Source organism: Eudoraea sp., assembly GCF_039969275.1.
GTDB lineage: Bacteria > Bacteroidota > Bacteroidia > Flavobacteriales > Flavobacteriaceae > Eudoraea.
The window spans coordinates 13,249-39,717 of sequence record NZ_JBDVOC010000003.1 but is presented as its reverse complement, the minus strand read 5'-3'; the positions used below and the strand labels follow the sequence as shown (position 1 = coordinate 39,717).

Sequence of the window (26,469 nt, the reverse complement as noted above, 5' to 3'; positions counted from 1 at the left end):
ATTTAAATTAGTTGAAAGAACGACTTGAAATTGCCATGCTACAAATAAGCCTAGTTGAGCAACTGTCTGGCATGGGCCATTGCCGAGTCTGATAATTTTTTCCCACCAAGCATTTCTGCCAGTTCAAATACTCTTTCGTCTGCCAATAATTCTTTCATTTGAGTTTCAGTACTATGGTCCTTGTCTGTTTTAAATACTTTGAAATGATGATCGCCTTTTGAAGCAATTTGCGGAAGGTGTGTTATCGAAAAAACCTGCATATACTTACTCATATTATGCATAATATCTCCCATTCTATTTGAGATTTCACCTGAAACCCCACTATCTATTTCATCAAACATCAGAGTGGGTAATTGTTCATATCTGGCGAGTATTGATTTTATTACAAGCATAATCCTGGAAAGTTCACCCCCTGAAGCTACCTTTTTTAAAGTATTGTAATCTGAGCCTTTATTTGCGGAAAACAAAAAAGATAAGGTATCCCGGCCATTACTTTTATAATCTTCGGTTGGAATAATCTCAATCTTGAAAGTAGCATTAGGCAATCCGAGGGAATGCAAAGAAAGTTCAAGTTTTTCTTTGATCTCAGGAATTGCAACAGCCCTTCGTGAAGTTAATAGCTTGGCATCTTCATCCAGGTTATCTTTTAACTTCAAAAGCAAATTTCTTTTTGTTTCTATTTCCTCTTCAAGATTTTGTGTAGCACCTACCTTGGCTGCAATTGTTTCTTTTACTGCAAGCAACGCAGAGATGCTGCTTACGTCATGTTTTCTTTGGAGGTCATATAAAACCTGTAATCTATTGCTTATTTCCTCAAGCTTTGCAGGATCTGGTTCAACAGATTCCTGAAGCATTAGCATTTCTTCTGCAATATCCTTTATTTCAATAAAAACAGAATCAATTCTTTTCTTAAGATCCTCAAATTTATTTCCTATTCCAGAAAGCTTGGAGGATACCAGTTTAAGTTCCGAAAGCATGCTTATAATACCCCTATGTTCATCACTCAGAAGGTGATTCCCCTTAGATAGATTTTCAAGAATTATCTCTACATTGTTCAATTGCTGATATTTCTCTTCCAAATTTTCCTGGAGTCCGTCTTCAAGAAATACAGCATCCAATTCATCTAACAAGAACGTATTGTAATCATACTCCTTATTTGCATTTTTTTGAAACTCAGTTAACTCATCCAACTCTCTTAAGTTGGTTTTATATGTATGGAGTTTACGATTATATGTGCCTAACAATTTTGTATTGTCTGCAAAGGCATCCAGCATTTTCAATTGATAATCATGTTCTGTCAATTGCAGCGTTTGATGTTGTGAATGAATATCGATCAGGCGTTTCCCCAGTTGTGTAAGTATGTCGAGCGTTAGAGGTGAATCATTTACAAATGCTCTGGATTTACCACTGGGATGAATTTCTCTACGAACAATAGTATTGGAGTCATACTCCAGATCATGCTCATTAAAAAATGATTTTAAATCATAATTTTCGATATCAAAAACAGCTTCTATTACACATCTACTGTCTTTATCCTTTAGAGAAGACATGTCTGCACGTTTTCCTAAAACCAGGGAAAGGCCTCCTAAAAGAATAGACTTACCGGCACCCGTTTCACCCGTAATAGTAGTAAATCCCCCAGTGAAATTTACGTTGAGATTATCGATTAATGCATAATTTTTTATAGACAGATTTATCAGCACAGCTATATAATATAATATGGTCTGTAAAGATAAATTATTATTGGAATGAAAGTGAAGTGGTTAATATGTTATTTCATCCCAAGTTGTGGAATAAAATGGAGCTACTTTATTTAATGTCTCTTTTAGGGCAACAATATCAACTTTAGGCCCATCAGAAAAGATGTCTTGTATTTCCTCAGATTTGGCATCAAAGAAAGTTTGTATTAAGAATGCGTTAGGTCTTCTTTGCGTCAAAGTCTCAAACAACCTCATAGACCCTGCTATCACTTGCTTGCCAGTGCTATTATTATCTCCTAAAATATCCAAACCCTTTCGGTGATAATTGTACATGGCAATTCTATATTCTCTAAATGTATTTGACAGAAGGTTATCAACCAACTCAAATCGTGTCCTATTATCTGAAGCCGTTTGCCTCCAACCCGAAAAATTACTACCCTGAGCCTGGGTCACAATTTGCTGTGCCTCTTTATAAAATTCTGTCCCTCCCTCCAAAGCAAAAGTATCAGCATCAAGTCCCAGTAATATATATACATAATAGGAAATAACTCCAACCAAGTTAGAATCAAAAACATTCGGGTTATAAACCAAAGGTTGAAACTCTATATACTGAAAATTGAACTGATTGTCCTTATAATTAAAAATGGGGCTTTCGTAAGAGGTATTAAATACAGGACGAGAAGACTGGATCTGAATATTTGCACTAAATCTGTCTGACGCGTAGTCGGTTACAGTAATAAACATCCTGGCATTTACTTTCTCATTTTCCTTGTAAATCCTATTTGTCCATTGACTTTTATTAACAAAATCATTCAATGCACGTTCTAAAGTCCCAAATATTTGCCTATTTGTCTGGTTTACCTGATCCGCATTAACTGTTATTGTACAATTAAGTTCCTGGGCACTAATGTAATTAGCAAAAAGAAGGCTAAATAAGAGAATAAAAAAATTACGCATGACCCCTACTGATGATTTCGTTCCATATATCTAAGGCTACTTCAGCCTTATTCTTAACTTCAAACGTTTTTATCTCTAAATTCTTATCTATAAATGTTATTTTGTTTGTTGTTTTCCCGAACCCAGCATCTTCGTCATTAAGTGAATTCAGAACAATGGCATCCAAATTCTTTTTTTGCAATTTCTTTTTGGCATTCTCAAGCTCGTTTTCAGTCTCCAATGCAAAGCCCACTAAATATTGATCCTTCTTCTTATCTCCCATTGATAATAGAATATCTTTATTTTTAACAAAATCAATTTGAAGGGTTTCAGATTCTTTTTTTATTTTTTGTTCGGATACCTTGCTTGGTCTGTAATCAGAAACAGCAGCAGCACATACAGCGATGTCGCATTCATTATAATACTTATGAACCGCATTAAACATTTCCTGAGCAGACACTACCCTTACTATTTCAATAGAAGGATTATTCGTTGTTAAGCCTGAAGGACCTGATACCAATACAATTTCTGCCCCAAGTTTGGCAGCTGCATTTGCCAATTCAAATCCCATAAGACCAGAGGAATGATTGCCAACGAAACGCACAGGGTCTATGGCTTCATATGTGGGCCCGGCTGTAATTAATATTTTTTTTCCTTTTAACGGCAAGTTACTGGAAAGATAGTCCTGAATAAACTGCACGATATCTTCGGGTTCTGCCATTCGTCCTTCACCAAATAATCCACTTGCTAATTCACCTTTTCCGGCTGGAATCATGATATTGTCAAAAGTCTGTAATTTTTTAAGACTCGCTTTTGTGGTTGGATGTTTATACATATCCAGATCCATCGCTGGGGCAAAAAATACCGGGCATTTAGCTGATAGGTAAGTAGCTAGCAATAAATTATCACAAGTACCACTTGCCATTTTACTCAGGGTATTAGCCGTAGCCGGAGCAATAAGCATTAAATCAGCCCATAAGCCAAGATCTACATGGTTGTTCCAATCCACGTTCTCTTCTTCTTCTTTGATAAAACTGGTTAGTACAGGATTCTTTGATAAGGTAGCTAAAGTAAGAGGGGTAACAAATGAAAGAGCGCTTTCAGTTAAGATAACTTTAACTTCAGCGCCTGCTTTTATAAATAATCTAACCAGAAAAGTAGTTTTGTAAGCAGCGATACCCCCGGTAATACCTAATAGGATTTTTTTGCCGCCTAACATATTACTACTGGTCTTTCTCTGTATTCCTATGGTAAATTTTATCTTCTAACCATTCCATTAATGCCAAAGCATGTGGTTTTGGAAGTTTTTCATAAAATTTTGAAACTTCAATTTGCTCCTTATTTTCAAATACCTCCTCAAGGCTATCGCTATATGTGGCAAATTCTTCAAGTTTTTCCAGAAGTTCCTTTTTAATTTCAGAATTAATCTGGATCGCTCTTTTGGCTGTTATTGATATAGCCTCATAAATATTATCTGTCTTATCATCAAACTCATTTCTGTTGACGGTAACAGTTGAAACCGGGGCTTTGGAATTCTTCAAATCGTTCATATTCATTTTGAAAGGTTTTTTTGTTCGGAAAAATTGTTTAATTGCTCATCTACTTTTTCAATCAAATCATTGGCAACTTCCTTATATTTAGTCTCAGGAAAGTATTTGAACAAATTATTATATGCCATTCTGGCATCATCCAGACGCTCTTTTTTGCGATTCTCTGTACTGTTTAAGGCTAAATTCGTAGTTGCTTCAATTTTCAGATACAGTGCATCCTCGTAATAAATTGATCCGGGGTGATCCGAAATAAAATTATCTAAGGATGCAATGGCGGAAACGCTATAGTCCAATATATATGACTTTCCAAGTTTTGTAAATTGTTTAGCAACTTCAAAAGCTTTCCGTTCTTTCTTGGTTGTTAATTCCTTTGCCATAATATTTGCCTCTGCAAAGTACTCAGATTCAGGATAAAGATTAATAAACAACTGCAATTTGGTTAAGGCCTTGTCCGTATCGGTCTGGTCTACAGAAAACTTGGGTGAAAGCATATAATAACTTTTCGCTCCAAGAAATGCAGCTTCAGAGGCCTTATCACTTTTAGGGTAGGACTTCAAAAAGCGTTCAAACTGATAACCGGCAAAATTGTAATCCTTAATTTCAAAGTAACTGTTGGCAAAAAAGAACATTACTCGCTCTCCCTGTGGTTTACCCACATATCCCGGAGCAATTTGTTCTAATAAGCGATTGGCTTTTTTAAAATCCCCTTCATCATATAGCTTTTCTGCAAGTTCATACTTTGCTTTTGTATTAGGCTTTTTTAATACCTTCTGGTATTCACCACATGAATTTAAGACAAATGTGGTAATGAGTAAGATGAAAAGATATTTGGTTCTAAAAAACATTTTGCAAAATTAGGAATAATTGACGGAATAAAAAACATTAATTAAAGGCTAAGATAGCACCTCTAAGGCCATTAAAAGGGGATTTAACCCAAATTTGGCTTTTTCAAATCTGTTATAATACTGCAAATTGCGGTTTTGAGAAAAAATTCAACCATTAACTTAAGCTCCAATTTTTGTAAAAGCCCTCATAAATTCGTTTATACGCCCTTTAAGTTCTGAGGATGCTTCTACCAACGGTAAACGCACTGTTGGTCTACAAATTCCTCGAGCTTCCAAAATCGATTTTATCCCTGCGGGATTTCCCTCCTGAAAAATTAATTTCATTCCCTCTATCATCGCATTATGTAATGCAAAAGCTTCTTCTTCCTTACCTTGTAATCCCAACCTTATCATTCTGGATAATTCATTGGGCAGACCTTGTCCTAAAACAGAAATAACCCCTACCCCACCGGCTATAACTGTTGGGTATGCCGTAAAATCATCGCCCGAAATCACCAAAAAATCTGAGGGTAATTTATTTATCAAACTTCTAATCTGAGCCATATCGCCGGAAGCTTCTTTTATTCCAACAATATTAGAACAATCATTTGCAAGTCTGAGAACCGTATCCGGTTCAATATTGCTTCCGGTTCTTCCAGGCACATTGTATAAAATGAGAGGCTTTTCAGAGGCTTGTGCCAAAGTTTTAAAATGGCGGTAAATTCCCTCCTGAGTAGGTTTATTGTAGTAAGGTGATACGGATAAGACCGCCGCAAAATCCTTAAGATTGGTTTTAAGTAATTCCTCAGTTAGAAGTTGTGTATTGTTGCCTCCGATGCCAACAACAAGGGGAAGCCTTCCGGCGTTTTCTTCAACAACCACATCAATTACTAATTGTTTTTCAGAACTGGTAAGTGTTGCAGATTCTCCGGTTGTACCTAATACAACAAGGTAATCAACATTTCCTTCAATGCAAAAGTTTACCACGCGTTTTAAGGCGTCAATATCAATAGACAAATCAAGTTTAAAAGGAGTTATCAATGCAACCCCTGTTCCTAATAAAATTTTCATAGTTACTTATATCAAGCATCAATTTCACCCAAAACTTTAAGATATTTTTTAAGCTCTTTCTTAAAAGTCTTAAAGTCTGAGAGCGATGTCTCTAATATTAGATCATTATGCCTTTCGTCTATCTCCGCAAAACCAACATTAATTCTTGCTCTGGTCTTTATGGACATTAACTGGAGCATTAAATTCTCCTCACTATAATAATTCACCAGCATATCGTATTCCCTGCTCAAAAACTCCAGGGCATAACTATTTTCTATGTCCCCGTTCCAACCAAGGTCTTTATCCGAAAAAACAGGGGTTGCATAAGGTGAATTCTTATCGTAATAATTTTTGTACCCGATAATTTTAACCGCATTGGGCCTTAAGTTAAAGTCTTCTACAAATTCATAGAACAATTCCGCTTTATCAAATTTATCAAGATCTACAATAATGGCGATCGACAAAATACCATTTTTGCGTAATACAGCATCTGGCGGATTTTCAAATTGTTCCTTTAAATATTTTAACCCGGATTTGTATTTAAATTTATCTTTAAGTGCCTTTAAAAACATGTACCTTTACCTTTAGGCAAATGTAATTAATATCCAAGCAATTATTATGCTAAGATAAAAAGGATAATGAATTTAAAAATACAACATTTTGTTATTTTTGTAACAATTACTTGTCTTTGTGCCTGCAATGACGCTCCGAAAAAGCTTAGTAAAATATCTGGTAAGCAACTACCAATTACTGATTCCATAGATATTACAGATTCAATAGATAGTTTCGTAGCCCCTTATAGAAAGCGCGTTAACGAAGTTTTAGATAGTGCTTTGGCCTATTCTCCTAAGCAAATAAGCAAGAAAGATGGTAAATACAATACCTCAGCAGGAAACTTAATGGCTGATATAATACTTAGTGAATCTAACCCCATTTTTAAATCGAGAACTGGACAAGAAGTAGATTTTGTAATTTCAAATCATGGCGGTATTCGAAGTGTAATATCTGAAGGAAAAGTAAGTGCGAGAACAGCTTATGAAGTAATGCCGTTTGATAATTCAATAGTGGTTGTTGAAATTAAGGGCAAGTCTGTGAGGGAGCTTATTTCTTTTCTAATAAACGCAAAAAATCCGCACCCTATAGCGGGTATGCAGATTGTTTTGAATAATAACGAAACTCTTAAGGATGTGAATATTCAGGGCTTGCCTTTTGATGAAAATAGAACTTATTATGTAGCTACATCAAATTACCTGGCAGATGGTGGTGACGATATGGGATTTTTTAAAGATGGTCTCAACACCGTTGATCTAAATTATTTGATTAGGAATGCAATGATTGATTATTTTAAAAAAGTAGATACCCTTACCGCCAAAGTGGACGACCGCTTTATTAAGATTGAATGGAAATGAAAAGACGGGACTTTGTAACAAATTCCTTTGCCGGCGGCACCTACATAGGTGTAGGTGGCCTAAGTTTGAATAGTTGTAATTTTCAGAATTCAAAACACATTACAATACTGCATACCAATGATGTACACAGTCATATAGACCCTTTTCCAAAAGGACATAATTCTTTTCCAAATATGGGCGGCATTGCCAGAAGGGCCACATTGATTCAAAAAATCAGAGAGGAAAATCCATATACCCTTTTATTAGATGCCGGAGATATTTTCCAGGGTACTCCTTATTTTAATTTTTATGGGGGAGAATTGGAATTTAAATTGATGAGCATGCTTAAATATGACGCTGCCACAATTGGTAACCATGACTTTGACAATAGTATCGAAGGCCTTTTGGCCCAGATGCCATTTGCTAGGTTTAAATTACTCTCGGCAAATTATGATTTTACCAATACTGTGATGCATGGTTTTGTAGAGGCCTACAATACATTTTTGCTTAATGGAATCAAGATTGGCGTATTTGGATTGGGAATAAAACTTACTGGCCTTGTTGGAAAGGACCTTTTTAAAGAGACCGTTTATCTTAATCCTATTGAAATTGCACAGGATATTAGTGTTTTATTAAAAAAAGAAGAACAATGTGATTTGGTAATTTGTTTATCGCATTTGGGTTACTCCTACCAAGATGCTGAAAGGCCAAGTGACCTAAAACTAGCTGCAAAAACAGATAATATTGATCTTATAATAGGCGGACATACACATACATTTTTAGATAAACCTGATATTAGACAAAACCGTTTAGATAGATCAGTTTTGGTGAATCAGGTTGGTTGTTATGGAATAAATCTGGGTAGAATCGATTTTTATTTTGATTCTGAAAAGAATATTAAGTCAGAGGGGGTTTCCATTACTGTCTGATCTTTATAAATCGTAATTTTTTAAAATACCATGAAAGTAAATGGCTTTATATGTGAAGGTCATGGAGTAGCTTCAGGTAAATCTGACAATCAAAGATATCCCGGGGGTACACTAAATCAACAGCTTGCATATTTTAAAGAAAGAGGATTAGATCTATCTGCATTTTTTTTGGGCACTATCAATCTGGATATTTCGCCTTATCATCATAAAATAGAAAAGCCTAAATATTATTTTAAAGGTATACCATGGTCCGATTATATCCCGCCAGAAAATTTTTATTTTTTTGATGTTACTTTCTTTTTCGGAGATGTGGAGTACAAAGGACTAATTTATATGCCTGACCCACTTACCAAGTTTGATCATATTCAGGAACCGTCTGTCCTGGAGTTAATTCTGCCAAGAATTTCCGGACTTTCATATGGGATGAAGGTTGAGATTGAAATTGTAGATGAACAACTACAATTGTTCAAGTTATAGAAATCTATTGCATTCGTAATTATATATCATCTTGACTGATTAGGTACTTACTTAGCTGTTAATGACAAAGTCCACTAATATTTTGAATTCTTCCTGTAGGGTATAATTCGGATAAGTCCTGTTCGCCCTTCGGTACCAATATTCTGCATTGAATTTATCACCCTCTTTGCGATGCAGGTAAGCATGTATCCAACATCCAATATCTGAGGGTATATCTTGTGCAATATCATGAGACGCATTCCAATTTTCTTTGGCATCATACCAAAGCGCTTGTAAGGGTGATGGCCAATGCGCTGGTGGATGCACATTTTGGCAAGTTTTTAAGAATTCCTCATAACTGATTGGGATATTCATATTGCATCTGGATAAATTAAATACTTACTTCGGACATTTTTTCCGCTATTTGGTCCTTTTTGATTTGAATTATGAAGAGAATAAACCGTTCTTGATAATTACTATAAAAATAATCTAAAACATAACACATTTATTATGAAAAAAACTTCAATTTCTTATTTATTAATGGCTGCTTTCTTTCTAAGTACCATAGGAATAACTAACGCACAGGAGGCAGACGCGCCCATGTGGGAATCTATTGTCTTAACTCCCGATAATACGAAGTTAAAAGTTCTTTCTGAAAACATGAGGGCACACAATCAAAAATACCATAAAGAGGGAGCCTACAAGGCTACCGTTTACCAAATTTCCAGTGGCCCTGATATTGGCAAAATTGTATGGATGATGGGACCACTAAAATATGCACACCTCGATTCCAGACCATCTGCAGGAGGCCATGATGAAGACTGGCGAGATAACGTAATGGCTTATGTAAAGAAAATGGAGCATGGAGAATATTGGAAAGGCGATGTTAAACTGTCCAATACAGATATGTTAACTGATGATCCTTCACTCTACCCTATTCAATTTATCAGATATTGGGAAGTTAATCTTGAGCACTCTCATAACGCGGAAGGTATGTTAACCATTATTAGCAAAACTATTAAAGCTATGGAAGGTAACAATGCATGGGGTGTTTATTATAACCAATTTAGACAAGGAACAAGAATTGGCCGACATATTGCTACTGTAGGATTTTATAAAAATTGGGCAGAGTTAGATGAAGCGCCTACATTTAAGAAAACTTTTTCTAAAGTTCATGGGGAGGATAAATGGGACGCCTTTGTCCGAAACATGGATCAGGTAATGGATAATAGTTGGGATGAAATATGGGTATATGATAAAGAGCTTAGTGGAGACTAATATTCTGTAAAATATACTTTTTAAACCCTCTTTTTTAAAAAAAAAGAGGGTTTTTAATTGATCATTGCCAAAAAATCGTCCTCAGAAATAATTTGAATCCCCAATTTATCTGCCTTCTCTTTTTTACTGGGCCCCATATTAGCGCCCGCCACTACGTAAGAAGTCTTTGAGGAAATGGAAGAACTTACTTTTCCTCCGTTATCTTCAATATGTTTTTTCAATTCCGTTCGACTTACTTTCTCAAATACCCCGGAGACCACGAAGGTCTGACCTTTAAGTTTTTCAGTTTGCCCATATAGTTGTTCATCAGTAAGTGAAAACTGCAGACCATACTCCTTAAGTCGGTTTATGATATCTCTGTTCTTTTCATCACTAAAGAAATTCACTGTACTTTCTGCGATTCTCTCTCCAATTTCATCCACCATTTCCAGCTCATTAGCTGTGGCAACCATTAATGCATCTATATTCTTATAAGCTTTGGCCAATTTCTTAGCAACCGTTTCGCCAACATATCGTATGCCAAGTCCAAATAACACGCGTTCAAAAGGAATATTAACAGATGCCGCTACACCATTAATCAAATTTTCGGCAGACTTTTCTGCCATGCGTTCTAAAGGCATGAGTTGTTCTTTAGTAAGCGTATACAAATCAGCATAATTATTAATTAAGCCCTCCTTATATAGCAATTCTACTGTTTCACTTCCCAAACCTTCAATATCCAGGGCTTTCCTGGAAATGAAATGTTGAATTCTCCCTGTTATCTGCGGCGGACATCCGCTTTCGTTAGGGCAAAAATGCTGAGCTTCCCCTGCTTTTCTAATCAACTCCGTACCGCATTCAGGACAGTTTGTAATATACAGGGTAGGTCTAGAGTTGGCAGGCCGTTTTGACAAATCGACACTCACAATCTTAGGGATAATCTCACCACCTTTTTCTACACGTACTGTATCCCCTTCACGAATATCAAGCTTGGCTATTTGATCAGCATTATGTAATGAAGCTCTTTTAACAGTAGTTCCTGCGAGTAGGACGGGATGTAAATTTGCTACCGGTGTTATAGCCCCTGTTCGGCCAACCTGATAACTAATTTCATTAAGAATTGTAACTGCTTGTTCTGACTTAAATTTGTAGGCCAGAGCCCACCTGGGAGATTTTGCTGTATAACCTAACTCTTCCTGTTGTTGAAGACTGTTAACTTTTACAACAACCCCATCGGTTTCATAAGGAAGACTATGGCGCTCAATATCCCAAACTTCTAAAAACTCCATCACTTCTTCAGTCGATTTACAAAGCTTCGCAGCAGTTGGAACTTTAAAACCCCATTCACTTGCTTTTAGTAACATTTCAAATTGGGATGAAAAATTTAAGTTTCTTCCGGTAATTCCGTATAGAAGACATTCCAACGGTCTTTCTGCAACCAGTGAACTGTCCTGTAATTTAAGGCTTCCAGCGGCCGTGTTCCGGGGATTCATATAAGGATCCTCCCCATTATTGATACGCTCTTCATTCATTTTAGCAAAACCATCAATGGGGAGTACAATTTCACCCCGAATATCAAATTTTGATGGAAAATCTCCCTGCAGTTTAAGGGGCACAGATCTTATGGTTCTTATGTTAGCAGTTACGTCATCGCCCTGAAATCCATCACCTCTTGTAACCCCTTTAACAAGTTCTCCATTTTCATAAGTCAAGCTAATGGAGGCGCCATCATATTTTAGTTCACATGTAAAGTTAACTTCGGAATCTCCCAATAGACGCAATACCCGTTTTTCCCAGTCCAATAACTCTTCTTTGGAATAGGAGTTGTCTAATGAATACATCCTATGCTCATGAACTACCGTTTCAAAATTCTTAGTGACTGTACCTCCTACTCGCATGGTCGGGGAAGTTGCATCCATAAATTCAGGAAATTGCTCCTCTAATACCTGTAGCTCCTTTAATTTCATATCAAACTCATAATCCGAAATCGTTGGGCTTGTAAGTACATAATACTTATGGTTGTGTTCCCGCAATTCCGTGCGTAAGACTTCTATTTTTTCCTTTATAGTCATTTAAAGCTGATCTTTATTTATCCATTTAGGTACATGTTGAGGGCGATAATGCATCATCTTATCCAATAAACCGTTAATTGAATGGTCTACAAGTATCATATCATAATTTTCTTGTTTGACAAATCCTTGATCAACCATTGTTTTAAGCATCTCCATTAAACTGTTGTAAAATCCGTTAATATTTAGGATGCCAATGGGTTTGTGATGCAATCCCAACTGAGCCCATGTTATCATTTCAAAAAATTCCTCCAAAGTACCAAAGCCTCCAGGCAGCATAATTACACCTTCGGACATTTCATGCATTTTGAGTTTGCGCTCATGCATATTTTCCGTTACGATCAATTTTGTTAGATCAGTATGAAATACTTCTTTAAGCTTGAGGAAATCCGGTATAATTCCAACAACGCTTCCTGAATGGTCCAGTACACCCTGCGCCAACTTACCCATTACACCAATTCTGGCTGCTCCATAAACGAGTTGAATAGATCGTTCTGCCATTTCTCTCCCCAAGGAATAAGATTTATCCAATACAAGAGGGTCTTTTCCCTCACTACTGCCACAAAAGACAACAATACTATTCATTTTCTAAATGTTCTCTGGACTTTAAAAATATTAAAAAAGACAATTAAAACGTATTTTGAATTCATCCGGTTTGCTTAGCCTTAATCATTCTGTCGTTTCCAAAGATATCTTTTCTAAGCTCAATTTCAGTAAAACCAAATTCTTCCATAAGCTCTTTTATCGCTTCTCCTAAATATTGATTTATTTCCATATAAAGAACACCTTTGGGAGTTAAGCTATTTTTTGCCAGTTTGGCTATAGGCTTATAGAAAAGCAACGGGTCCTCATCAGGAACAAACAATGCCAAATTAGGCTCATTTTTAAGGACATTATTATGCATTTTGTCTTTCTCCATTTCCCTAACATAAGGAGGATTAGAAACTATAATGTCATAGTTTTCTTTTAAGGAGGGTATCTTTAAAATATCGGCCTGAATAAATTCAATATTCACATCATTCTCTAACGCATTTTTTTTGGCTACTTCCAGTGCTGATTTCGAAATATCCATTGCTGTAGCTCTTATATTTGGTTTTAGTTTAGAGAGAGAAATTGCAATGCAACCACTTCCGGTTCCAATATCAATAATCTTAAGATTGTCATCCAAATTTTCAATATCTTCAAGCACCCAGTTTACTAATTCTTCAGTTTCCGGTCTTGGTATTAGAACAGACTCATTTACCATGATTTTGAAGTCCATAAAAGTGGTCTCACCCAAAACATACTGAATAGGTTGTTCTTTCTTTAGTTTTGACAAACCTTCAAACATATATTGTTCTTCCTCCTTAGTGATAACAATCCCCGGATCTATTGCAAGAATAAATTGCTCCAAACCTAAAAAGTGTTCTATCATTAAATAAAACATACTGTCCACCTCCTCTTTGGGATAGTTTTCATCCAATTCCTTGTGATATATGTCCTTGATCTCCTTTAACAACATTTTTTTAATGCTAAGTTCCCAATATTGACAGTCCGAAAATCAGCTGTTTCCTGAATTCCTATTACATTCCTATTCTTCAGGAATACCCTACTTTTGCAAGGTGAAGATACATGAAAAATATATGCGTCGTTGCATTGAATTAGGCAAAAAAGCCCTGGGCTCTTCTTCTCCAAATCCAATGGTTGGCAGCGTAATAACGCATCAAAATAAAATAATAGGGGAAGGATTCACCAGTCAGTATGGAGGACCACATGCGGAAGTGAATGCAATAAATTCTGTAGCCGACAAATCACTTTTAAAAGAAGCTATACTTTATGTTACCCTGGAGCCCTGCTCCCATTATGGAAAAACTCCGCCCTGTGCCGATCTTATAATCAAAAATAACTTTCAAAAAGTGATTATTGGCATTCAGGACTCTAATAAAAAGGTATCTGGCCGTGGAATAAAAAAGCTTAAGGATGCCGGATGTGAAGTATTACTAGGAATTTTAGAAGATGAGTGCAGGAAGCATCACAAACGTTTTTTGACCTTTCATGAAAAACACAGACCTTTTATTATTCTGAAATGGGCAGAGACTAAAGATGGATTTATTGCCCCCAAGGCAGACTGGCGTAAAGCCAAGCCTGAACCTTATTGGATCAGTAATTCCTATTCGAAGCAGCGTGTACATCAATGGCGGAGTGAACAACAGGCAATATTGGCAGGGACTAATACCGTTTTAGAAGATAATCCAAGATTAAATGTTCGCTATTGGAAAGGAACTTCCCCAATTCGAATAATTATTGACAAATCGTTAAAACTACCTGTGAATCTTAATATTTATGACAATTCTACCCGAACCATAATCCTAACTCAGGTTGAGGATGAAACGAAGTTTCGTGAAGGTTTGCAATATGAAATCATTGATTTTGAGAAGAATCTGGCCGAAGAAACCTGCAGGATACTGTTTCAAAAAAATATAGTCAGTGTTCTAATTGAAGGAGGTGCTCTTACCTTAGCTACTTTTATCAATGCCGGACTATGGGATGAAGCGAGAATAATTACTGGAGATGTAATTTTTGGTGCCGGCACAAAAGCACCTTATATTGAAGGCAAACAGATTGATACAGAAATCATGGGTAATAATACCATAAAGACACTATTACATGATTGAGAATATCATCTTTGATTTTGGAGATGTCTTTATAAACCTGGACAAACAAGCCACAGCAAGGGAAATGCAGGTATATGGCTTTAAAAATCTCACCCCTGATCTGGAAGTATTGTTTAAGGATTATGAAAAAGGATTGATAACGACTGAGCATTTTCTTAATCAAACTAATAATTTGTTTCCCAAAGCAAGCCGATTGGATTTAATTCACGCCTGGAATTCTATAATTCTTGATTTCCCAGAACAACGATTAAAATTTATAGAAAAAATGGCTAAAGAAAAGGATTATCGTCTATTTCTGTTAAGTAATACGAATGAATTGCACATAGAATATGTAAAACAGAAAATGGGTAACACAAGATATGCGCGTTTTAAGAACTGCTTTGAAAAGTTCTATTTATCTCATGAAATTAATTTGAGAAAGCCCGAACCTGCCATCTTTGAATATGTACTTAATTCAAATAATCTCAGACCCGAAAAAACGTTTTTTGTAGACGACAGTGGGGAGCATACATCTTCAGCTGCAAAATTAGGCATTACATGCTGGAACCTTAAGGTTGGTGAAGAGGATATTTTAGACCTAAATACTAAAATATTAAAATGTTAGACCTTTTATTAAGTATCCTTTTTTCAAGTCTGATATTTGTAATTTTTAAATTATTTGACACACACAAGATCCAAACTTTTTATGCGATAATTATAAATTATATTACCGCATGTCTGGTAGGAGTTCTATATTACAACAAGCCCATTCAGTTATATGAAATTCCAAAAAATGATTGGTTTTATGGCACCTTGTTTTTAGGTGTCTTGTTCATCCTGGTCTTTAATCTTATGGCAAAAACTTCACAGCGTCTGGGGGTATCGGTAGCATCCGTCGCCACCAAAATGTCCTTCGTGATCCCTGTGATACTGGGACTTATATTGTATAATGAAAAACTAAGTTTCTTTAAAACATCGGGTATTATATTGGCACTGGCTGCGGTATATTTTGCATCTGTGAAAGATACACCCAGGGCTATTCAAAAAAAATCTCTCTTGTTGCCTGTGATGGTGTTTTTAGGTTCTGGTATTATTGATGCGAGTATAAAAAACATAGAAGAAAATTATGTTTCGACCAATGAATTTCCAATATTTTCAGCGACTGTATTTGGTGCAGCAGCCTGTACCGGAATCTTGTTTATTTTATTAAGATCTTTTAAAAAACCCTTAAAACTCAATTTCAAAAATGTTTTGGGGGGTATTGTACTCGGGATTCCTAATTTCTTTTCTATTTTCTTTTTATTAAGAGCACTTCAAAATGAAACACTGAACAGCGCCTCGATTTTTACACTAAATAATGTTGCCATTGTAATGTTTTCGACCTTACTTGGTATTGTATTATTCAAAGAAAAGATCAGCTCTAAAAACTGGGGAGGTATCTTTTTGGCAGTTATAAGTATCATCCTAGTGGCATTCTTTTGATGGAAAATAAAATTGGTTTATATAAAACAGTATCCAAGGCATCAGAAGTTATACTTTATAAAGACCGTAAAAGTAAGTTTTATGCTTATACTTTTCCAATAACAAATGAAAGGGAAATAAAACCAATTATAGAAAATCTTCGTAAAAAGCACCCAACGGCGAATCATGTTTGTTATGCATGGAGAATTGGTGTAGAAAAACAAAGTTATAGAGCAAATGACGATGGTGAACCTAATAATTCAGCCGGAATCCCAATATACGGTCAAATAAAATCTTTCGGGTTAACCAATGTTCTGATAGCCGTAGCACGTATTTTTGGAGGTACTAAACTGGGTGTTGGTGGACTTATATCTGCCTATCGGACAGCAGCCCAATTAGCCCTGGAATCTTCTTTAATTATTGAAAAGTCGGTTAAAGTCAATTATGATCTTAATTTTAGCTATCCACTACTTAGCAGAGTAATGCGGGTAATTAAACAAAATCCAATTGATATCATTAAGCAGGAAATGTCACTGGACTGTACTATTGAAATATCTGTAAAACTTAGCGATGAGGTTCAGATAGAAAACATCTTTAAGGGTATTCACGGAGTCTCCATATCAAAATTAGATGACTAGTATTTTAACAGAATATTGCTTTAGGACTAAGTTAGATCACCTATTGAATCATTATCCTGATTTTCCAGTTTATTCATCAGATAATCAGGGCATTTAACAGGTTTTTTAGTCTTTGCATTTATAAATGCCAAAACGGTGTTTGCCTCCACTAAAAGTTCGGCTGCTTCATTGTAAATTTCGTAATCAAATTCTATTCTAACAGAGGGTGTTTTTTTAAGTTTTGTAACCACTGTGATAAGATCATCATAAACAGCAGATTTTATAAATTTTAGTTGTAAGGAAATTACAGGTAATATGATTCCGTTTTCTTCCATACTTTTGTAAGAAATACCCAGAGCCCTTAACCATTCAACTCTTCCCATCTCCAGGTATTGTGCATAATTACCATGATACACCACTCCCATTTGATCAGTTTCTCCATAACGAACCCTAAAAGAAAATTGATAATAAAGCATAATTTATCAGCTAAAAAGTATATATTTATTAAGTAACCTAAAGAGGGGCGTGAACATGCAAAAAAAAAAGAAAATATTCAACCTAAAATGATTTTTTTTTTAGAATATTTGTTCACATATTTGTCTTGCTCTTAAGAATGCCAAATTAGGTATTTCCTTTGACCAATTTAGTAAAATCTCTAACCAACAAAATAAGATATTCTTTAATATGAGTGTTACTGCTAATTCCGTTTGGAACAATTGCTTGGCTTTTATTCAAGATAATATCCAACCGCAGGCATTCAAGACATGGTTTGAACCCATCAAACCTGTAAAGTTATCCGACAACGCATTAAGCATTCAGGTCCCCAGTAAGTTCTTTTATGAATGGCTGGAAGAACACTATGTAAAGTTACTTAAGGTTGCGCTCACTAAAGAACTTGGAGAAAATGCCAAGCTTGTGTATATCATTAAGATGGAGAATACATATGGAAACCGAGAACCATTTACAGAGCAAATTCCAAGTTCAAACCGGGGAAGTGTTAATCCTCAGGAAATGGATGTTCCTATAAAATCTAAAAATCCGGAATTAAAGAATCCATTTGTAATACCCGGAATTCGAAATATAAAGATCGAATCTCAGCTTAATCCTAATTACAACTTTGACAATTTCCTGGAAGGTGATTCCAACAGGCTGGCAAGGTCTGCTGGTATGGCAGTTGCCAATAAACCTGGCGGAACTTCTTTTAATCCTCTTTTGATTTTTGGAGGTGTAGGACTAGGCAAAACACATCTGGCACATGCAATAGGTGTTGAAATTAAAGATAAATATCCGGAACGTACTGTACTCTATATATCTGCCGAAAAATTCACACAGCAATACATTGAATCTGTCAAGAAAAACACCAGAAATGATTTTATTCATTTTTATCAGTTAATTGATGTACTCATAATTGATGATGTACAATTCTTATCAGGGAAATCGGGTACACAAGATGTTTTCTTTCATATTTTCAATCATTTACACCAAAATGGAAAGCAGGTTATTCTAACTTCAGATAAGGCTCCTGTAGACATGCAGGATATTGAACAACGTTTACTTTCGCGATTTAAATGGGGATTATCAGCAGAGCTTCAAAACCCTGATTATGAAACTCGCATATCCATTTTAAGAAATAAACTATACCGTGATGGTGTTGAAATGCCCGATGATATAGTTGAATATGTTGCCAAACACATTAAGACAAATATTCGAGAATTGGAGGGTGCTATAATTTCCCTTATCGCCCAATCTTCCTTCAATAAGAAAGAAGTTACCCTTGAACTGGCACAACAGGTGGTTGAAAAATTTGTAAAAAACACCAAAAGGGAAGTTTCCATAGATTACATACAAAAAGTTGTTTCTGATTACTTTGAAATGGATGTAGCTACTTTACAATCCAAAACAAGGAAACGACATATAGTTCAAGCAAGACAGCTAGCCATGTTTTTTGCCAAAAAATTTACTAAAGCTTCGTTGGCGAGTATCGGTTCGCAGATAGGCAAAAGGGATCATGCAACTGTACTTCACGCGTGCAAAACAGTAGATAATCTGGCCGAAACAGATAAGCAGTTTAGAAAATACATTGAAGATTTAACTAAGAAATTTTCCTGATCAAGTTATGCAAACAAGGGTTCTTATGGTATGCCTGGGGAATATCTGCAGGTCGCCATTAGCCGAAGGCATACTAAGGTCAAAAACCGATTCGCAGATTGTGTTTGTAGATTCTGCGGGTACTGCGGGATATCATATTGGAAATAATCCTGATAAAAGGTCTGTATCTGTTGCCAAAAAATATGGTATAGATATTTCTGGTCAAAGATGCAGAAAATTCAGCCAAATCGATTTTACTCAATTTGACATAATTTATGCCATGGACTTAAGTAATTACCATGACATCATAGCTTTGACTGATGATAAAAATGAAATTGAAAAGGTAAAACTTTTATTGGAGGAAGGAAGTTCATCCGTAAGAGAAGTCCCTGATCCATATTATGATGGAGCAGATGGTTTTGAAGAAGTTTATAAACTTATAAATCAAGCTTGTAATATGATAGCTGAAAAATTAAATTCAAAACAGAGTTCATAAAATGAAAAATAAAAATACTTCACAGGGTAAGTTATATATGATCCCTACTACTCTGGGTGAAAATGAACCATTAGAAGTATTACCGATATCCATTAAGAGAATAATAGAAGAAATTGATTTTTATATCGTAGAAAATGAAAAATCTGCAAGAAGGTTCATTAAAAAAATTAGTCCCAGAAAATCACAACCCAATTTAAACATCTCTCTTCTCAATAAATTTACTGACACAGAAATCATTCCCTCTTTTCTTAATCCATGTTTAGAAGGCCAGAATGTGGGTGTTTTATCTGAAGCCGGATGCCCGGGAATTGCTGATCCTGGGTCTGAAGTAGTTCGAATTGCGCACCAGAAAGAAATATCAGTAGTACCCCTGGTCGGACCCTCATCTATAATATTAGCTCTTATGGCGAGTGGTCTTAACGGTCAAAATTTTGCATTTAACGGTTATCTGCCTATTGAAGCTGCAGAGCGTAAAAAAGCTATTAAGAGATTTGAAAAAATTTCCAGGGAAAATAATCAAAGTCAGTTGTTTATAGAAACTCCTTATAGAAATAATAATCTGCTTGAGGAGTTTGTCAAAACACTTTCAAAAAATACCTGGCTCTGTGTGGCAACTGACATTACATTACCCACAGAATTTATTTTAACCAAATTAGCTGGTAATTGGAAATCAGAATCTGTTGAACTCCATAAAAGGCCCACAATTTTTATAATTCAGGCTTAAAAAAAGCCCTGACTTTAACGCCAAGGCTTTTATTTATATCTGTCGTGTAATTCAATTATACTTTAGGGTTCCGAATTGCTGAAATCTCGGAAATATCGTATCCTGAAAACTTTTTTAAGTAATCCGCAAGACTCGTCCCATAAGCATCCTTGACATCCCTTATGCCATTAGAGTACAAATATTTTATTACGTTACCCGGGCCTGCCAAGTGGGCAGCTGCTAATATTCCGGATTCTGTTATTTCAACACCCTTGACTTTTTTACCTACAAAATATTTAATGTATTTACGTAATATCCATTTGTTCCGGGAAATATTGGTGTAAAATACTTTCTCCTGTAAACTTGGATCGTTTAGAAATTTGGTAGCACTATAAACCCCCATTAATTGCAGAGTCCCTATTCCAAATTGATATTTACCCAGATAGCCCAGAGTATTTATTATAAAGTAATTACCCTGAGACTCTCTGAATGCGAGTGCCTCTTTGAATCCTATATAACAACTTCCCAAAAAGGGAGGCGTTACAGAGGTTGAGTTGAAAGTTGTTCTGTTTTTGGGGAACAGAACTAGCGTAGGTTCTTTTACTTTTAGTGTTTCGGGGACCTTAACTTCAGATTTTGTGGTAAACCCAAAACTAACTAAAACTAAAATCATGATAAGCGGACAAAAAATATATGGCCACTTCTTCATATATGTGTTTTCTTAAGACTAACTACCAAAAAAGATGGTATGCTTAAATTACTAACACAAAGATAGAGCAGATTTGTACGAATATTCCTTAAAATACCTTATAAGAGGTCTTTATTTGTTGAGCTGTTCAAAATTCTGGATTAACAGTCTAACGGTTTATATTCTGTTCATTTATCCATCGGATATATTGCGTTTTATTCCGGTTATGTTGCGTCAGGCTTTTCGCAAATATATGATACCCGAAATCTTGTACATTTGCCACCATATAATAGTACTCATGATTCTCTGGCTTTAAAACCGCATCAACAGAGGATATGTCCGGCATAGTGATTGGGCCGGGTGGTATACCTCCATATTTATAGGTATTATAGGGAGAGTCTAATTCTAAATCCTTATAAAGCACTCTTTTAATAATGGTGTCGAAATTACCCAATTTCCTTTTTAGCGCATAAATAACAGTAGGATCCGCCTGAAGTAACATATTCTTTTTCAGCCTGTTAACATATAATCCCGCAACCCTTGGCCTTTCATTAACCTTAGCTGTTTCCTTTTGAACAATTGAAGCCAGGGATATTACTTGTATTTGAGTCAAATTCAGCACCTCTGCTTTCTTTAGTCTATCCTCATTCCAAAAATGAAGATATTCCTTGAGCATTCTATCGCGAAATTCTGTGCCAGACGTATTCCAAAAAAATTCATAGCTGTTGGGAATAAAAAGTGAAAGGGCCGCATCTGTTGTAAAGCCATTTTCTTGCAGAAATCCGGGATCTGTGAAAGCTTTTAACAAAGAAATACTATCTGCCTCAATTTGGCTTGAAACTCTTCCCGCCAATTTTGCCAAAGTTTCCTGATTATTGAAGGAAACATTGACAGGAAGATTGTTACTTCTTAAAGAATTAACAATCTCATTGTTGTTCATTCCTTTCTTTAAAACATATTTTCCTGGTTTTATATAGTCAATATATTTTTTCCGTTTTGCTACCGCTTCAAAGGTCTCCAAATCAGATAAAAGCGGTGCAACCAGACTTTTTAAATCATCGTATGAACTGCCTGTTGGTATATAAATGTAGGCTTCCTTATTATTAAAGGCAGTATTCGGTGAAAAAAGAGCGTTATATATTAAATAGGCAAAGGCTCCTCCTGCAATCAAGCCGAGAAGTACAATGATCAATAAAATTTTTTTTATATACATTATTGGCCGAACTTTTGAAAAAGTAATTCATTTTTAAATTTTCCTCCCACAAGGATCCAATCCTTTTTAACTCCTGCGAGCTTAAAACCCATCTTTTTGAATAGTTGTATACTCGCCTGATTCTCTTCCCCTACATTGGCATATAACTGGTTCAAATTCAGTACGGTAAAAGCATAATCACATAATAAAGATAAAGCTTCGGAACCGTGACCATTATTGCGATCCGACTTATCCAGAATTACAATCCCAATTCCCGCCCTTCTGTGTTTAGGGTCAAAGTCAAAGAGATCGATAAAACCGATTACTTTGTTCAGTTCGCTGCATATAGCAAGACGTAGCTGTTTTACTTCATAAATATCTCTGTGCGCATTATCCAGATACAATTTGAGTACATGCCTGGAATAAGGTGTTATAGTACCGCTAATTTCCCAGATTTCGGAATTATTCTCCAGTTCGTATAAAAATTCTAAATCTCCCGGTTCTAATGCCCGTAATTTGGTCTGTTTTCCTTCTAAAATCAAATCTTTATTGTTCCTTTAAAAACCTTTTTGGCCGGACCATCCAGCCTTATATTTTCATATCCCTTCGGGCCTTTGTTAAACTTAACTGATAAATCTCCACCTTTGGTGAAAATATTTACCTTCTCACTGTTTGTCTTACCCCAATAATGCATTCCCAGAGCAACTGCAGTAACACCTGTCCCACAGGACAAGGTTTCATTTTCCACACCCCTTTCATAAGTACGTACAGAAAAATCGTTGTCTGAAGTTTGCTCAACAAAATTTATATTACTGCCGCTTTCTCCATAAATTCCATATCGCAGCTTTGCTCCTTCCTCAATTACATCATAAGTATCTAAATTAGAAACCATTTGAACATGATGGGGAGAACCGGTATTTAAAAAAAGACAATTAGGTTTTGCCATAATTTCAGTCACATTTTGCATCTGTAAGCTAATAATTCCATTATCAATGGTGGCATGGTGTAACCCATCTACTGCATTAAATTCTGCATTTTGCTCAACAATTCCCAGGAATTTGGCAAAGGCTACAATACATCTTCCACCGTTACCACACATACTACCGGGATTTCCATCAGAATTATAATATATCATCTTAAAATTCGATGAATTATCTTCTTCCAACAAGATTAACCCATCAGCACCAATACCGAAGCGTCTGTCACAGAGAAATGAAATTAATTTGTTATCAGTTTTTGGAAATTCTCCAATCCGATTATCTATCATGACAAAATCGTTACCCGTTCCCTGATATTTATAAAATGTAACTGTCATAGCTAATTCAAGTAGCAAAGATATGACTTTATTTAAGCAATTTTAATGAGTTAAAAAGTCGTTAAATGGAAATATTTAGATTAAAAATCAAGTATTTTTACTAGGCAATTTAAAAAAACTTTTATTTATGAAAAGAATTGGAAGCCTATTATTAGTTGCTGTTTTTGCCGGGGCAATTACCCTTATTTCCTATAAGATGTTTTTTGAAAAAACAAATTATGCCGTAGTTACGGACAATTCGGAGATGCCATTACTAACTACTAGTAACAGACCAGCATCTTACAAAGGAAATGGTATTAATGAAGTTGATTTCACCATTGCTGCAGAAAATACCATTAACGCAGTTGTGCATGTTAAAAACCTTACTTTAAATAGCAGTCCGGGAAGCTTGTTAGATTTTTTCTATGGATCTGAAAGTCGTCAAATTCCCCAGGTAGGAACCGGTTCCGGGGTTATTATTTCCCCCGATGGATATATTGTAACTAATAATCATGTGATTGCCAAGGCTAATGAGATTAGAATTACGTTAAACAATAATAAGACTTATGAGGCGGAAATTATCGGATCCGATCCTAATACCGATATTGCATTACTTAAAATTGATGTGAATGAGAACCTCCCCTATCTTGCTTTTGGTGATTCTGATGAAGCTAAAATTGGACAATGGGTGTTAGCCGTTGGTAATCCGTTTAATCTAACATCAACCGTAACAGCAGGAATAGTAAGTGCCAAAGCCAGAAATCTTGATCCTGTTCGGGATCAATCATTTATTCAAACAGATGCGGCAGTTAATCCTGGCAACAGCGGTGGTGCATTAGTAAATACAAATGGTGATCTAATAGGCATAAACACTGCCATTACTTCACAAACCGGTTCCTATGTTGGCTATTCCTTTGCAGTTCCAAGTAATATTGCCAAAAAGGTAGTTGAAGACATAATGGAATATGGAAACGTTCAGAAAGGAATACTTGGTATAACTTCTCCACGTCTTAGTACCGTCTATGCAGTGAATAATGGGATAAATGAAATTGATGGTGTATATATTGATGGTGTGGAAGAGGACTCAGGTGCAGATGACGCTAATTTGAGGTCAGGAGATATTATAAAGATGGTAGATAATATTAAAGTACGGAAATTTGCAGATTTAACTGGTTATGTATCCACCAAAAGACCCGGAGATAGAATTAAAGTTACAATTGCCCGAAATGGAGAAGATATGGTAATACCGGTTGAACTAAAAGAAAGGCAATCCATTATTGTTCCGGTTATGGGGCTCCGAGTTAAAAACTTGTCAGAAAATGACAAAGAAATCTTTAATACAAGTTTTGGTGTAAAGATTACGGGGGTACCCGAGACCTACAGGGGATATGGACTAAATGGAAAAGTGATTTTGGAAATTGATAAAGAGAAGATAAATGATATTTATGAAGCAAAAAACATCTTTGGCGCTATCTCAAGATATGACAAAACGGTAATAACACTTATCGATAAAAATGGAGAGAAAGAACGAATAGTCTTTCAATAAAGAAATTATTTTTAATCTATAAAAAGCACTCTCTTTAGAGTGCTTTTTTATTTATCTTTTCCTTATGTGATCCGATTAGAATTCAATAATTTTGCCCTCAAATCAAACAACATAAAATAGATGAGCCCAATCAAATCTTATGAAAAAGAGCTTGCTTTCCAGGCCGATAGAAGGAAAGCCACAACGGAATTCATCAAAATTATAAATGATCTATGGTATGATAAAGCCATTGAAGTGGTGCTTTTTAAGAACCAGGTGATTGATAAAAACGTTAGTGATATAATTAAACTTCATGAATACGCAGGTGAATTTGTACAAAAACCGATTTCTATCTTTGATTCAGTAGAATTATTAGGCGCAATTAATGATATTAATTTACCCCCATCCAAGATAGATATCGGAAAGCTTACCTACGAGTTCCACTCAGATAATAACAATTATCATGACGTTAAGACATTTATCCTTGATAAATTAAAAGATGCTAAGAACTCCAAAGAAATTAAACCTAAGGATGTAGTGCTTTACGGTTTTGGCAGAATTGGCAGGCTTATAGCAAGAGAACTTATGGCTAAAACAGGCAAAGGCAATCAGCTAAGGCTCAGGGCAATAGTTACAAGGGGAGAATTAACAGAGGGAATTCTGGAAAAAAGGGCTACGTTGTTGAAAACAGATTCTGTTCATGGTCAATTTACAGGAACCGTAGATTATGATATTGCTAAGAAGGCATTAATTATTAATGGTACTACAGTTCATATTATTAATTCTGATAAGCCTGAAAAAATAGACTATACCAAATACGGAATTAACAATGCTCTTATTATTGATAATTCGGGCGCCTTCAGGGATAAAAAATCTTTGGAAAGACATTTGAACGCATCAGGGGTCAGCAAAATTCTTCTGACCGCCCCTGGCAAAGAAATACCAAATATTGTACATGGTGTTAATCAATATGATTTTGATCCGGATACTACCGACATTTACTCCGCTGCCTCATGCACAACCAATGCCATTACTCCAATATTAAAGGTTGTTGATGATTCACTGGGGATAAAAAAAGGACATTTAGAAACCATCCATGCCTATACTAACGATCAAAACTTGGTTGATAATTTACACGGTAAATACAGAAGGGGAAGAGCAGCTGCACTAAATATGGTAATAACAGAAACAGGGGCAGGAAGTGCCGTGGAAAAAGCACTACCGTCACTGAAAGGTAAAATAACATCAAATGCAATAAGAGTTCCTGTTCCGAACGGTTCATTGGCTATACTCAACCTGGAGATTAAAAATAGAACATCGGAAGATGCCCTAAATACCATAATAAAAAAGTATGCTTTGGAAGGTGATTTGGTGGAGCAAATTAAATATTCACTAAGTAATGAACTGGTTTCGACAGATATTGTTGGCACCGCCGCACCTTCTATTTATGACAGTAACGCAACTATAGTATCCGCTGATGGTAAAAATATTGTGCTATATGTATGGTACGATAATGAATTTGGGTATTCACATCAGGTAATCAGATTAGCAAAATATATAGCAAAAGTGAGACGATTTACGTATTATTAATGGGCTATTTCATCAGTTATTGC

At 35.7% G+C, this 26,469-nt stretch carries 29 protein-coding genes; 13 read left to right on the top strand and 16 right to left on the bottom strand.

Going from position 1 to position 26,469, the window contains the following annotated elements:
* Window positions 1-50: 50 nt before the first annotated feature.
* From recN to ABJH90_RS01045, 7 genes are all read right to left on the bottom strand, one after another.
* Window positions 51-1,703, bottom strand: a complete 1,653-nt coding sequence (gene recN, locus ABJH90_RS01075; RefSeq protein WP_348141722.1) for a DNA repair protein RecN — start codon at window positions 1,701-1,703, stop codon at window positions 51-53.
* 60 nt (window positions 1,704-1,763) lie between these two features.
* Window positions 1,764-2,657: a DUF4835 family protein gene (locus ABJH90_RS01070; RefSeq protein WP_348141721.1), complete on the bottom strand. Its 894-nt coding sequence runs from the start codon at window positions 2,655-2,657 to the stop codon at window positions 1,764-1,766.
* Entirely contained in the window at window positions 2,650-3,855 is a 1,206-nt protein-coding gene (gene coaBC, locus ABJH90_RS01065) for a bifunctional phosphopantothenoylcysteine decarboxylase/phosphopantothenate--cysteine ligase CoaBC (protein ID WP_348141720.1), read from the bottom strand. The genes ABJH90_RS01070 and coaBC overlap by 8 nt, the downstream gene beginning before the upstream one ends.
* Window positions 3,856-3,859: 4 nt before the next feature.
* On the bottom strand, window positions 3,860-4,186 hold the full coding sequence (locus ABJH90_RS01060; RefSeq protein WP_348338026.1) for a DNA-directed RNA polymerase subunit omega: 327 nt from the start codon (window positions 4,184-4,186) through the stop codon (window positions 3,860-3,862).
* A 2-nt stretch (window positions 4,187-4,188) separates the two neighbouring features.
* Window positions 4,189-5,031 (bottom strand): outer membrane protein assembly factor BamD, encoded by an 843-nt coding sequence (gene bamD / locus ABJH90_RS01055; RefSeq protein ID WP_348141718.1) that lies wholly within the window; start codon window positions 5,029-5,031, stop codon window positions 4,189-4,191.
* A 159-nt stretch (window positions 5,032-5,190) separates the two neighbouring features.
* Window positions 5,191-6,081, bottom strand: coding sequence for a 4-hydroxy-tetrahydrodipicolinate synthase (dapA, locus tag ABJH90_RS01050; RefSeq protein WP_348141717.1), 891 nt, complete (start codon window positions 6,079-6,081; stop codon window positions 5,191-5,193).
* An 11-nt stretch (window positions 6,082-6,092) separates the two neighbouring features.
* Complete coding sequence (locus tag ABJH90_RS01045) at window positions 6,093-6,632, bottom strand: hypothetical protein (RefSeq protein ID WP_348141716.1); 540 nt, start codon at window positions 6,630-6,632, stop codon at window positions 6,093-6,095.
* A gap of 66 nt (window positions 6,633-6,698) precedes the next feature.
* Here ABJH90_RS01045 and ABJH90_RS01040 point away from each other — a divergent pair, with 66 nt between their 5' ends.
* Genes ABJH90_RS01040 through ABJH90_RS01030 form a run of 3 tightly spaced genes read left to right on the top strand, consistent with a single transcriptional unit; the run spans window position 6,699 to window position 8,854 of the window.
* Window positions 6,699-7,469 (top strand): 5'-nucleotidase, encoded by a 771-nt coding sequence (locus ABJH90_RS01040; protein ID WP_348141715.1) that lies wholly within the window; start codon window positions 6,699-6,701, stop codon window positions 7,467-7,469.
* A complete protein-coding gene (locus ABJH90_RS01035) occupies window positions 7,466-8,377 on the top strand; it encodes a metallophosphatase (RefSeq protein WP_348141714.1) in 912 nt (303 codons plus the stop codon). Before ABJH90_RS01040 ends, ABJH90_RS01035 begins: the two co-directional genes overlap by 4 nt.
* A gap of 30 nt (window positions 8,378-8,407) precedes the next feature.
* On the top strand, window positions 8,408-8,854 hold the full coding sequence (locus ABJH90_RS01030) for a hypothetical protein (RefSeq protein ID WP_348141713.1): 447 nt from the start codon (window positions 8,408-8,410) through the stop codon (window positions 8,852-8,854).
* Between the two features lie 51 nt (window positions 8,855-8,905).
* Here the strand turns inward: ABJH90_RS01030 and ABJH90_RS01025 are convergent, their stop codons facing one another.
* Complete coding sequence (locus ABJH90_RS01025) at window positions 8,906-9,208, bottom strand: hypothetical protein (RefSeq protein ID WP_348141712.1); 303 nt, start codon at window positions 9,206-9,208, stop codon at window positions 8,906-8,908.
* Between the two features lie 135 nt (window positions 9,209-9,343).
* On the opposite strand from ABJH90_RS01025, the gene ABJH90_RS01020 reads away from it, so the two are divergent.
* Entirely contained in the window at window positions 9,344-10,111 is a 768-nt protein-coding gene (locus tag ABJH90_RS01020; protein WP_348141711.1) for a hypothetical protein, read from the top strand.
* A gap of 53 nt (window positions 10,112-10,164) precedes the next feature.
* Here ABJH90_RS01020 and ligA read toward each other — a convergent pair whose 3' ends face one another.
* The 3 genes from ligA to prmC all read right to left on the bottom strand — a co-directional run bounded on the left by ligA (window position 10,165) and on the right by prmC (window position 13,660).
* On the bottom strand, window positions 10,165-12,162 hold the full coding sequence (gene ligA, locus ABJH90_RS01015; RefSeq protein ID WP_348141710.1) for an NAD-dependent DNA ligase LigA: 1,998 nt from the start codon (window positions 12,160-12,162) through the stop codon (window positions 10,165-10,167).
* Window positions 12,163-12,744: a TIGR00730 family Rossman fold protein gene (locus ABJH90_RS01010; RefSeq protein ID WP_348141709.1), complete on the bottom strand. Its 582-nt coding sequence runs from the start codon at window positions 12,742-12,744 to the stop codon at window positions 12,163-12,165. It lies immediately after the preceding gene.
* 61 nt (window positions 12,745-12,805) lie between these two features.
* Window positions 12,806-13,660 (bottom strand): peptide chain release factor N(5)-glutamine methyltransferase, encoded by an 855-nt coding sequence (gene prmC / locus ABJH90_RS01005; RefSeq protein ID WP_348141708.1) that lies wholly within the window; start codon window positions 13,658-13,660, stop codon window positions 12,806-12,808.
* Between the two features lie 100 nt (window positions 13,661-13,760).
* Here prmC and ribD point away from each other — a divergent pair, with 100 nt between their 5' ends.
* The 4 genes from ribD to ABJH90_RS00985 are packed head-to-tail and all read left to right on the top strand — an operon-like array spanning window position 13,761 to window position 16,891.
* Window positions 13,761-14,813 carry a bifunctional diaminohydroxyphosphoribosylaminopyrimidine deaminase/5-amino-6-(5-phosphoribosylamino)uracil reductase RibD gene (gene ribD / locus ABJH90_RS01000; RefSeq protein ID WP_348141707.1) on the top strand — a complete coding sequence of 351 codons (1,053 nt, stop codon included), beginning with the start codon at window positions 13,761-13,763 and terminating at the stop codon, window positions 14,811-14,813.
* Window positions 14,806-15,417 (top strand): HAD-IA family hydrolase, encoded by a 612-nt coding sequence (locus ABJH90_RS00995; RefSeq protein ID WP_348141706.1) that lies wholly within the window; start codon window positions 14,806-14,808, stop codon window positions 15,415-15,417. The genes ribD and ABJH90_RS00995 overlap by 8 nt, the downstream gene beginning before the upstream one ends.
* Window positions 15,411-16,274: an EamA family transporter gene (locus ABJH90_RS00990; protein WP_348141705.1), complete on the top strand. Its 864-nt coding sequence runs from the start codon at window positions 15,411-15,413 to the stop codon at window positions 16,272-16,274. Before ABJH90_RS00995 ends, ABJH90_RS00990 begins: the two co-directional genes overlap by 7 nt.
* The gene (locus ABJH90_RS00985; protein WP_348141704.1) at window positions 16,274-16,891 is read left to right on the top strand and encodes a YigZ family protein; all 618 of its coding nucleotides are present in this window, start codon (window positions 16,274-16,276) and stop codon (window positions 16,889-16,891) included. The genes ABJH90_RS00990 and ABJH90_RS00985 overlap by 1 nt, the downstream gene beginning before the upstream one ends.
* Before the next feature lie 26 nt (window positions 16,892-16,917).
* Here the strand turns inward: ABJH90_RS00985 and ABJH90_RS00980 are convergent, their stop codons facing one another.
* Entirely contained in the window at window positions 16,918-17,346 is a 429-nt protein-coding gene (locus tag ABJH90_RS00980; RefSeq protein WP_348141703.1) for a thioesterase family protein, read from the bottom strand.
* Window positions 17,347-17,554: 208 nt separating this feature from the next.
* Between ABJH90_RS00980 and dnaA the strand changes: the two genes are divergently transcribed.
* Genes dnaA through ABJH90_RS00965 form a run of 3 tightly spaced genes read left to right on the top strand, consistent with a single transcriptional unit; the run spans window position 17,555 to window position 20,178 of the window.
* Entirely contained in the window at window positions 17,555-18,979 is a 1,425-nt protein-coding gene (gene dnaA / locus ABJH90_RS00975; protein ID WP_348141702.1) for a chromosomal replication initiator protein DnaA, read from the top strand.
* Window positions 18,980-18,986: 7 nt separating this feature from the next.
* Window positions 18,987-19,454, top strand: a complete 468-nt coding sequence (locus tag ABJH90_RS00970) for a low molecular weight protein-tyrosine-phosphatase (protein ID WP_348141701.1) — start codon at window positions 18,987-18,989, stop codon at window positions 19,452-19,454.
* Between the two features lies 1 nt (window position 19,455).
* Entirely contained in the window at window positions 19,456-20,178 is a 723-nt protein-coding gene (locus ABJH90_RS00965; RefSeq protein WP_348141700.1) for an SAM-dependent methyltransferase, read from the top strand.
* A gap of 55 nt (window positions 20,179-20,233) precedes the next feature.
* On the opposite strand, the gene ABJH90_RS00960 is transcribed toward ABJH90_RS00965, so the two are convergent.
* From ABJH90_RS00960 to dapF, 4 genes are all read right to left on the bottom strand, one after another.
* Window positions 20,234-20,830, bottom strand: coding sequence for a hypothetical protein (locus ABJH90_RS00960; protein WP_348141699.1), 597 nt, complete (start codon window positions 20,828-20,830; stop codon window positions 20,234-20,236).
* Between the two features lie 184 nt (window positions 20,831-21,014).
* The gene (mltG, locus tag ABJH90_RS00955; protein WP_348141698.1) at window positions 21,015-22,058 is read right to left on the bottom strand and encodes an endolytic transglycosylase MltG; all 1,044 of its coding nucleotides are present in this window, start codon (window positions 22,056-22,058) and stop codon (window positions 21,015-21,017) included.
* A complete protein-coding gene (locus ABJH90_RS00950) occupies window positions 22,058-22,579 on the bottom strand; it encodes a GNAT family N-acetyltransferase (protein WP_348141697.1) in 522 nt (173 codons plus the stop codon). The genes mltG and ABJH90_RS00950 overlap by 1 nt, the downstream gene beginning before the upstream one ends.
* Window positions 22,576-23,352 carry a diaminopimelate epimerase gene (gene dapF / locus ABJH90_RS00945; RefSeq protein WP_348141696.1) on the bottom strand — a complete coding sequence of 259 codons (777 nt, stop codon included), beginning with the start codon at window positions 23,350-23,352 and terminating at the stop codon, window positions 22,576-22,578. Before dapF ends, ABJH90_RS00950 begins: the two co-directional genes overlap by 4 nt.
* A 127-nt stretch (window positions 23,353-23,479) precedes the next feature.
* Between dapF and ABJH90_RS00940 the strand changes: the two genes are divergently transcribed.
* Complete coding sequence (locus ABJH90_RS00940) at window positions 23,480-24,877, top strand: trypsin-like peptidase domain-containing protein (protein WP_348141695.1); 1,398 nt, start codon at window positions 23,480-23,482, stop codon at window positions 24,875-24,877.
* 120 nt (window positions 24,878-24,997) lie between these two features.
* A complete protein-coding gene (locus tag ABJH90_RS00935; RefSeq protein ID WP_348141694.1) occupies window positions 24,998-26,446 on the top strand; it encodes a glyceraldehyde-3-phosphate dehydrogenase in 1,449 nt (482 codons plus the stop codon).
* Window positions 26,447-26,469 lie beyond the last annotated feature (23 nt).

What these genes read in the sequence shown, in the direction of transcription:
- ABJH90_RS01070 (WP_348141721.1), bottom strand. Translation starts at nt 2,657, where the DNA reads ATGCGTAATTTTTTTATTCTCTTATTTAGCCTTCTTTTTGCTAATTAC.
- coaBC (WP_348141720.1), bottom strand. Translation starts at nt 3,855, where the DNA reads ATGTTAGGCGGCAAAAAAATCCTATTAGGTATTACCGGGGGTATCGCT.
- ABJH90_RS01060 (WP_348338026.1), bottom strand. Translation starts at nt 4,186, where the DNA reads ATGAACGATTTGAAGAATTCCAAAGCCCCGGTTTCAACTGTTACCGTC.
- bamD (WP_348141718.1), bottom strand. Translation starts at nt 5,031, where the DNA reads ATGTTTTTTAGAACCAAATATCTTTTCATCTTACTCATTACCACATTT.
- dapA (WP_348141717.1), bottom strand. Translation starts at nt 6,081, where the DNA reads ATGAAAATTTTATTAGGAACAGGGGTTGCATTGATAACTCCTTTTAAA.
- ABJH90_RS01045 (WP_348141716.1), bottom strand. Translation starts at nt 6,632, where the DNA reads ATGTTTTTAAAGGCACTTAAAGATAAATTTAAATACAAATCCGGGTTA.
- ABJH90_RS01040 (WP_348141715.1), top strand. Translation starts at nt 6,699, where the DNA reads ATGAATTTAAAAATACAACATTTTGTTATTTTTGTAACAATTACTTGT.
- ABJH90_RS01035 (WP_348141714.1), top strand. Translation starts at nt 7,466, where the DNA reads ATGAAAAGACGGGACTTTGTAACAAATTCCTTTGCCGGCGGCACCTAC.
- ABJH90_RS01030 (WP_348141713.1), top strand. Translation starts at nt 8,408, where the DNA reads ATGAAAGTAAATGGCTTTATATGTGAAGGTCATGGAGTAGCTTCAGGT.
- ABJH90_RS01025 (WP_348141712.1), bottom strand. Translation starts at nt 9,208, where the DNA reads ATGAATATCCCAATCAGTTATGAGGAATTCTTAAAAACTTGCCAAAAT.
- ABJH90_RS01020 (WP_348141711.1), top strand. Translation starts at nt 9,344, where the DNA reads ATGAAAAAAACTTCAATTTCTTATTTATTAATGGCTGCTTTCTTTCTA.
- ligA (WP_348141710.1), bottom strand. Translation starts at nt 12,162, where the DNA reads ATGACTATAAAGGAAAAAATAGAAGTCTTACGCACGGAATTGCGGGAA.
- ABJH90_RS01010 (WP_348141709.1), bottom strand. Translation starts at nt 12,744, where the DNA reads ATGAATAGTATTGTTGTCTTTTGTGGCAGTAGTGAGGGAAAAGACCCT.
- prmC (WP_348141708.1), bottom strand. Translation starts at nt 13,660, where the DNA reads ATGTTGTTAAAGGAGATCAAGGACATATATCACAAGGAATTGGATGAA.
- ABJH90_RS00995 (WP_348141706.1), top strand. Translation starts at nt 14,806, where the DNA reads ATGATTGAGAATATCATCTTTGATTTTGGAGATGTCTTTATAAACCTG.
- ABJH90_RS00990 (WP_348141705.1), top strand. Translation starts at nt 15,411, where the DNA reads ATGTTAGACCTTTTATTAAGTATCCTTTTTTCAAGTCTGATATTTGTA.
- ABJH90_RS00985 (WP_348141704.1), top strand. Translation starts at nt 16,274, where the DNA reads ATGGAAAATAAAATTGGTTTATATAAAACAGTATCCAAGGCATCAGAA.
- ABJH90_RS00980 (WP_348141703.1), bottom strand. Translation starts at nt 17,346, where the DNA reads ATGCTTTATTATCAATTTTCTTTTAGGGTTCGTTATGGAGAAACTGAT.
- dnaA (WP_348141702.1), top strand. Translation starts at nt 17,555, where the DNA reads ATGAGTGTTACTGCTAATTCCGTTTGGAACAATTGCTTGGCTTTTATT.
- ABJH90_RS00970 (WP_348141701.1), top strand. Translation starts at nt 18,987, where the DNA reads ATGCAAACAAGGGTTCTTATGGTATGCCTGGGGAATATCTGCAGGTCG.
- ABJH90_RS00965 (WP_348141700.1), top strand. Translation starts at nt 19,456, where the DNA reads ATGAAAAATAAAAATACTTCACAGGGTAAGTTATATATGATCCCTACT.
- ABJH90_RS00960 (WP_348141699.1), bottom strand. Translation starts at nt 20,830, where the DNA reads ATGATTTTAGTTTTAGTTAGTTTTGGGTTTACCACAAAATCTGAAGTT.
- mltG (WP_348141698.1), bottom strand. Translation starts at nt 22,058, where the DNA reads ATGTATATAAAAAAAATTTTATTGATCATTGTACTTCTCGGCTTGATT.
- dapF (WP_348141696.1), bottom strand. Translation starts at nt 23,352, where the DNA reads ATGACAGTTACATTTTATAAATATCAGGGAACGGGTAACGATTTTGTC.
- ABJH90_RS00940 (WP_348141695.1), top strand. Translation starts at nt 23,480, where the DNA reads ATGAAAAGAATTGGAAGCCTATTATTAGTTGCTGTTTTTGCCGGGGCA.
- ABJH90_RS00935 (WP_348141694.1), top strand. Translation starts at nt 24,998, where the DNA reads ATGAGCCCAATCAAATCTTATGAAAAAGAGCTTGCTTTCCAGGCCGAT.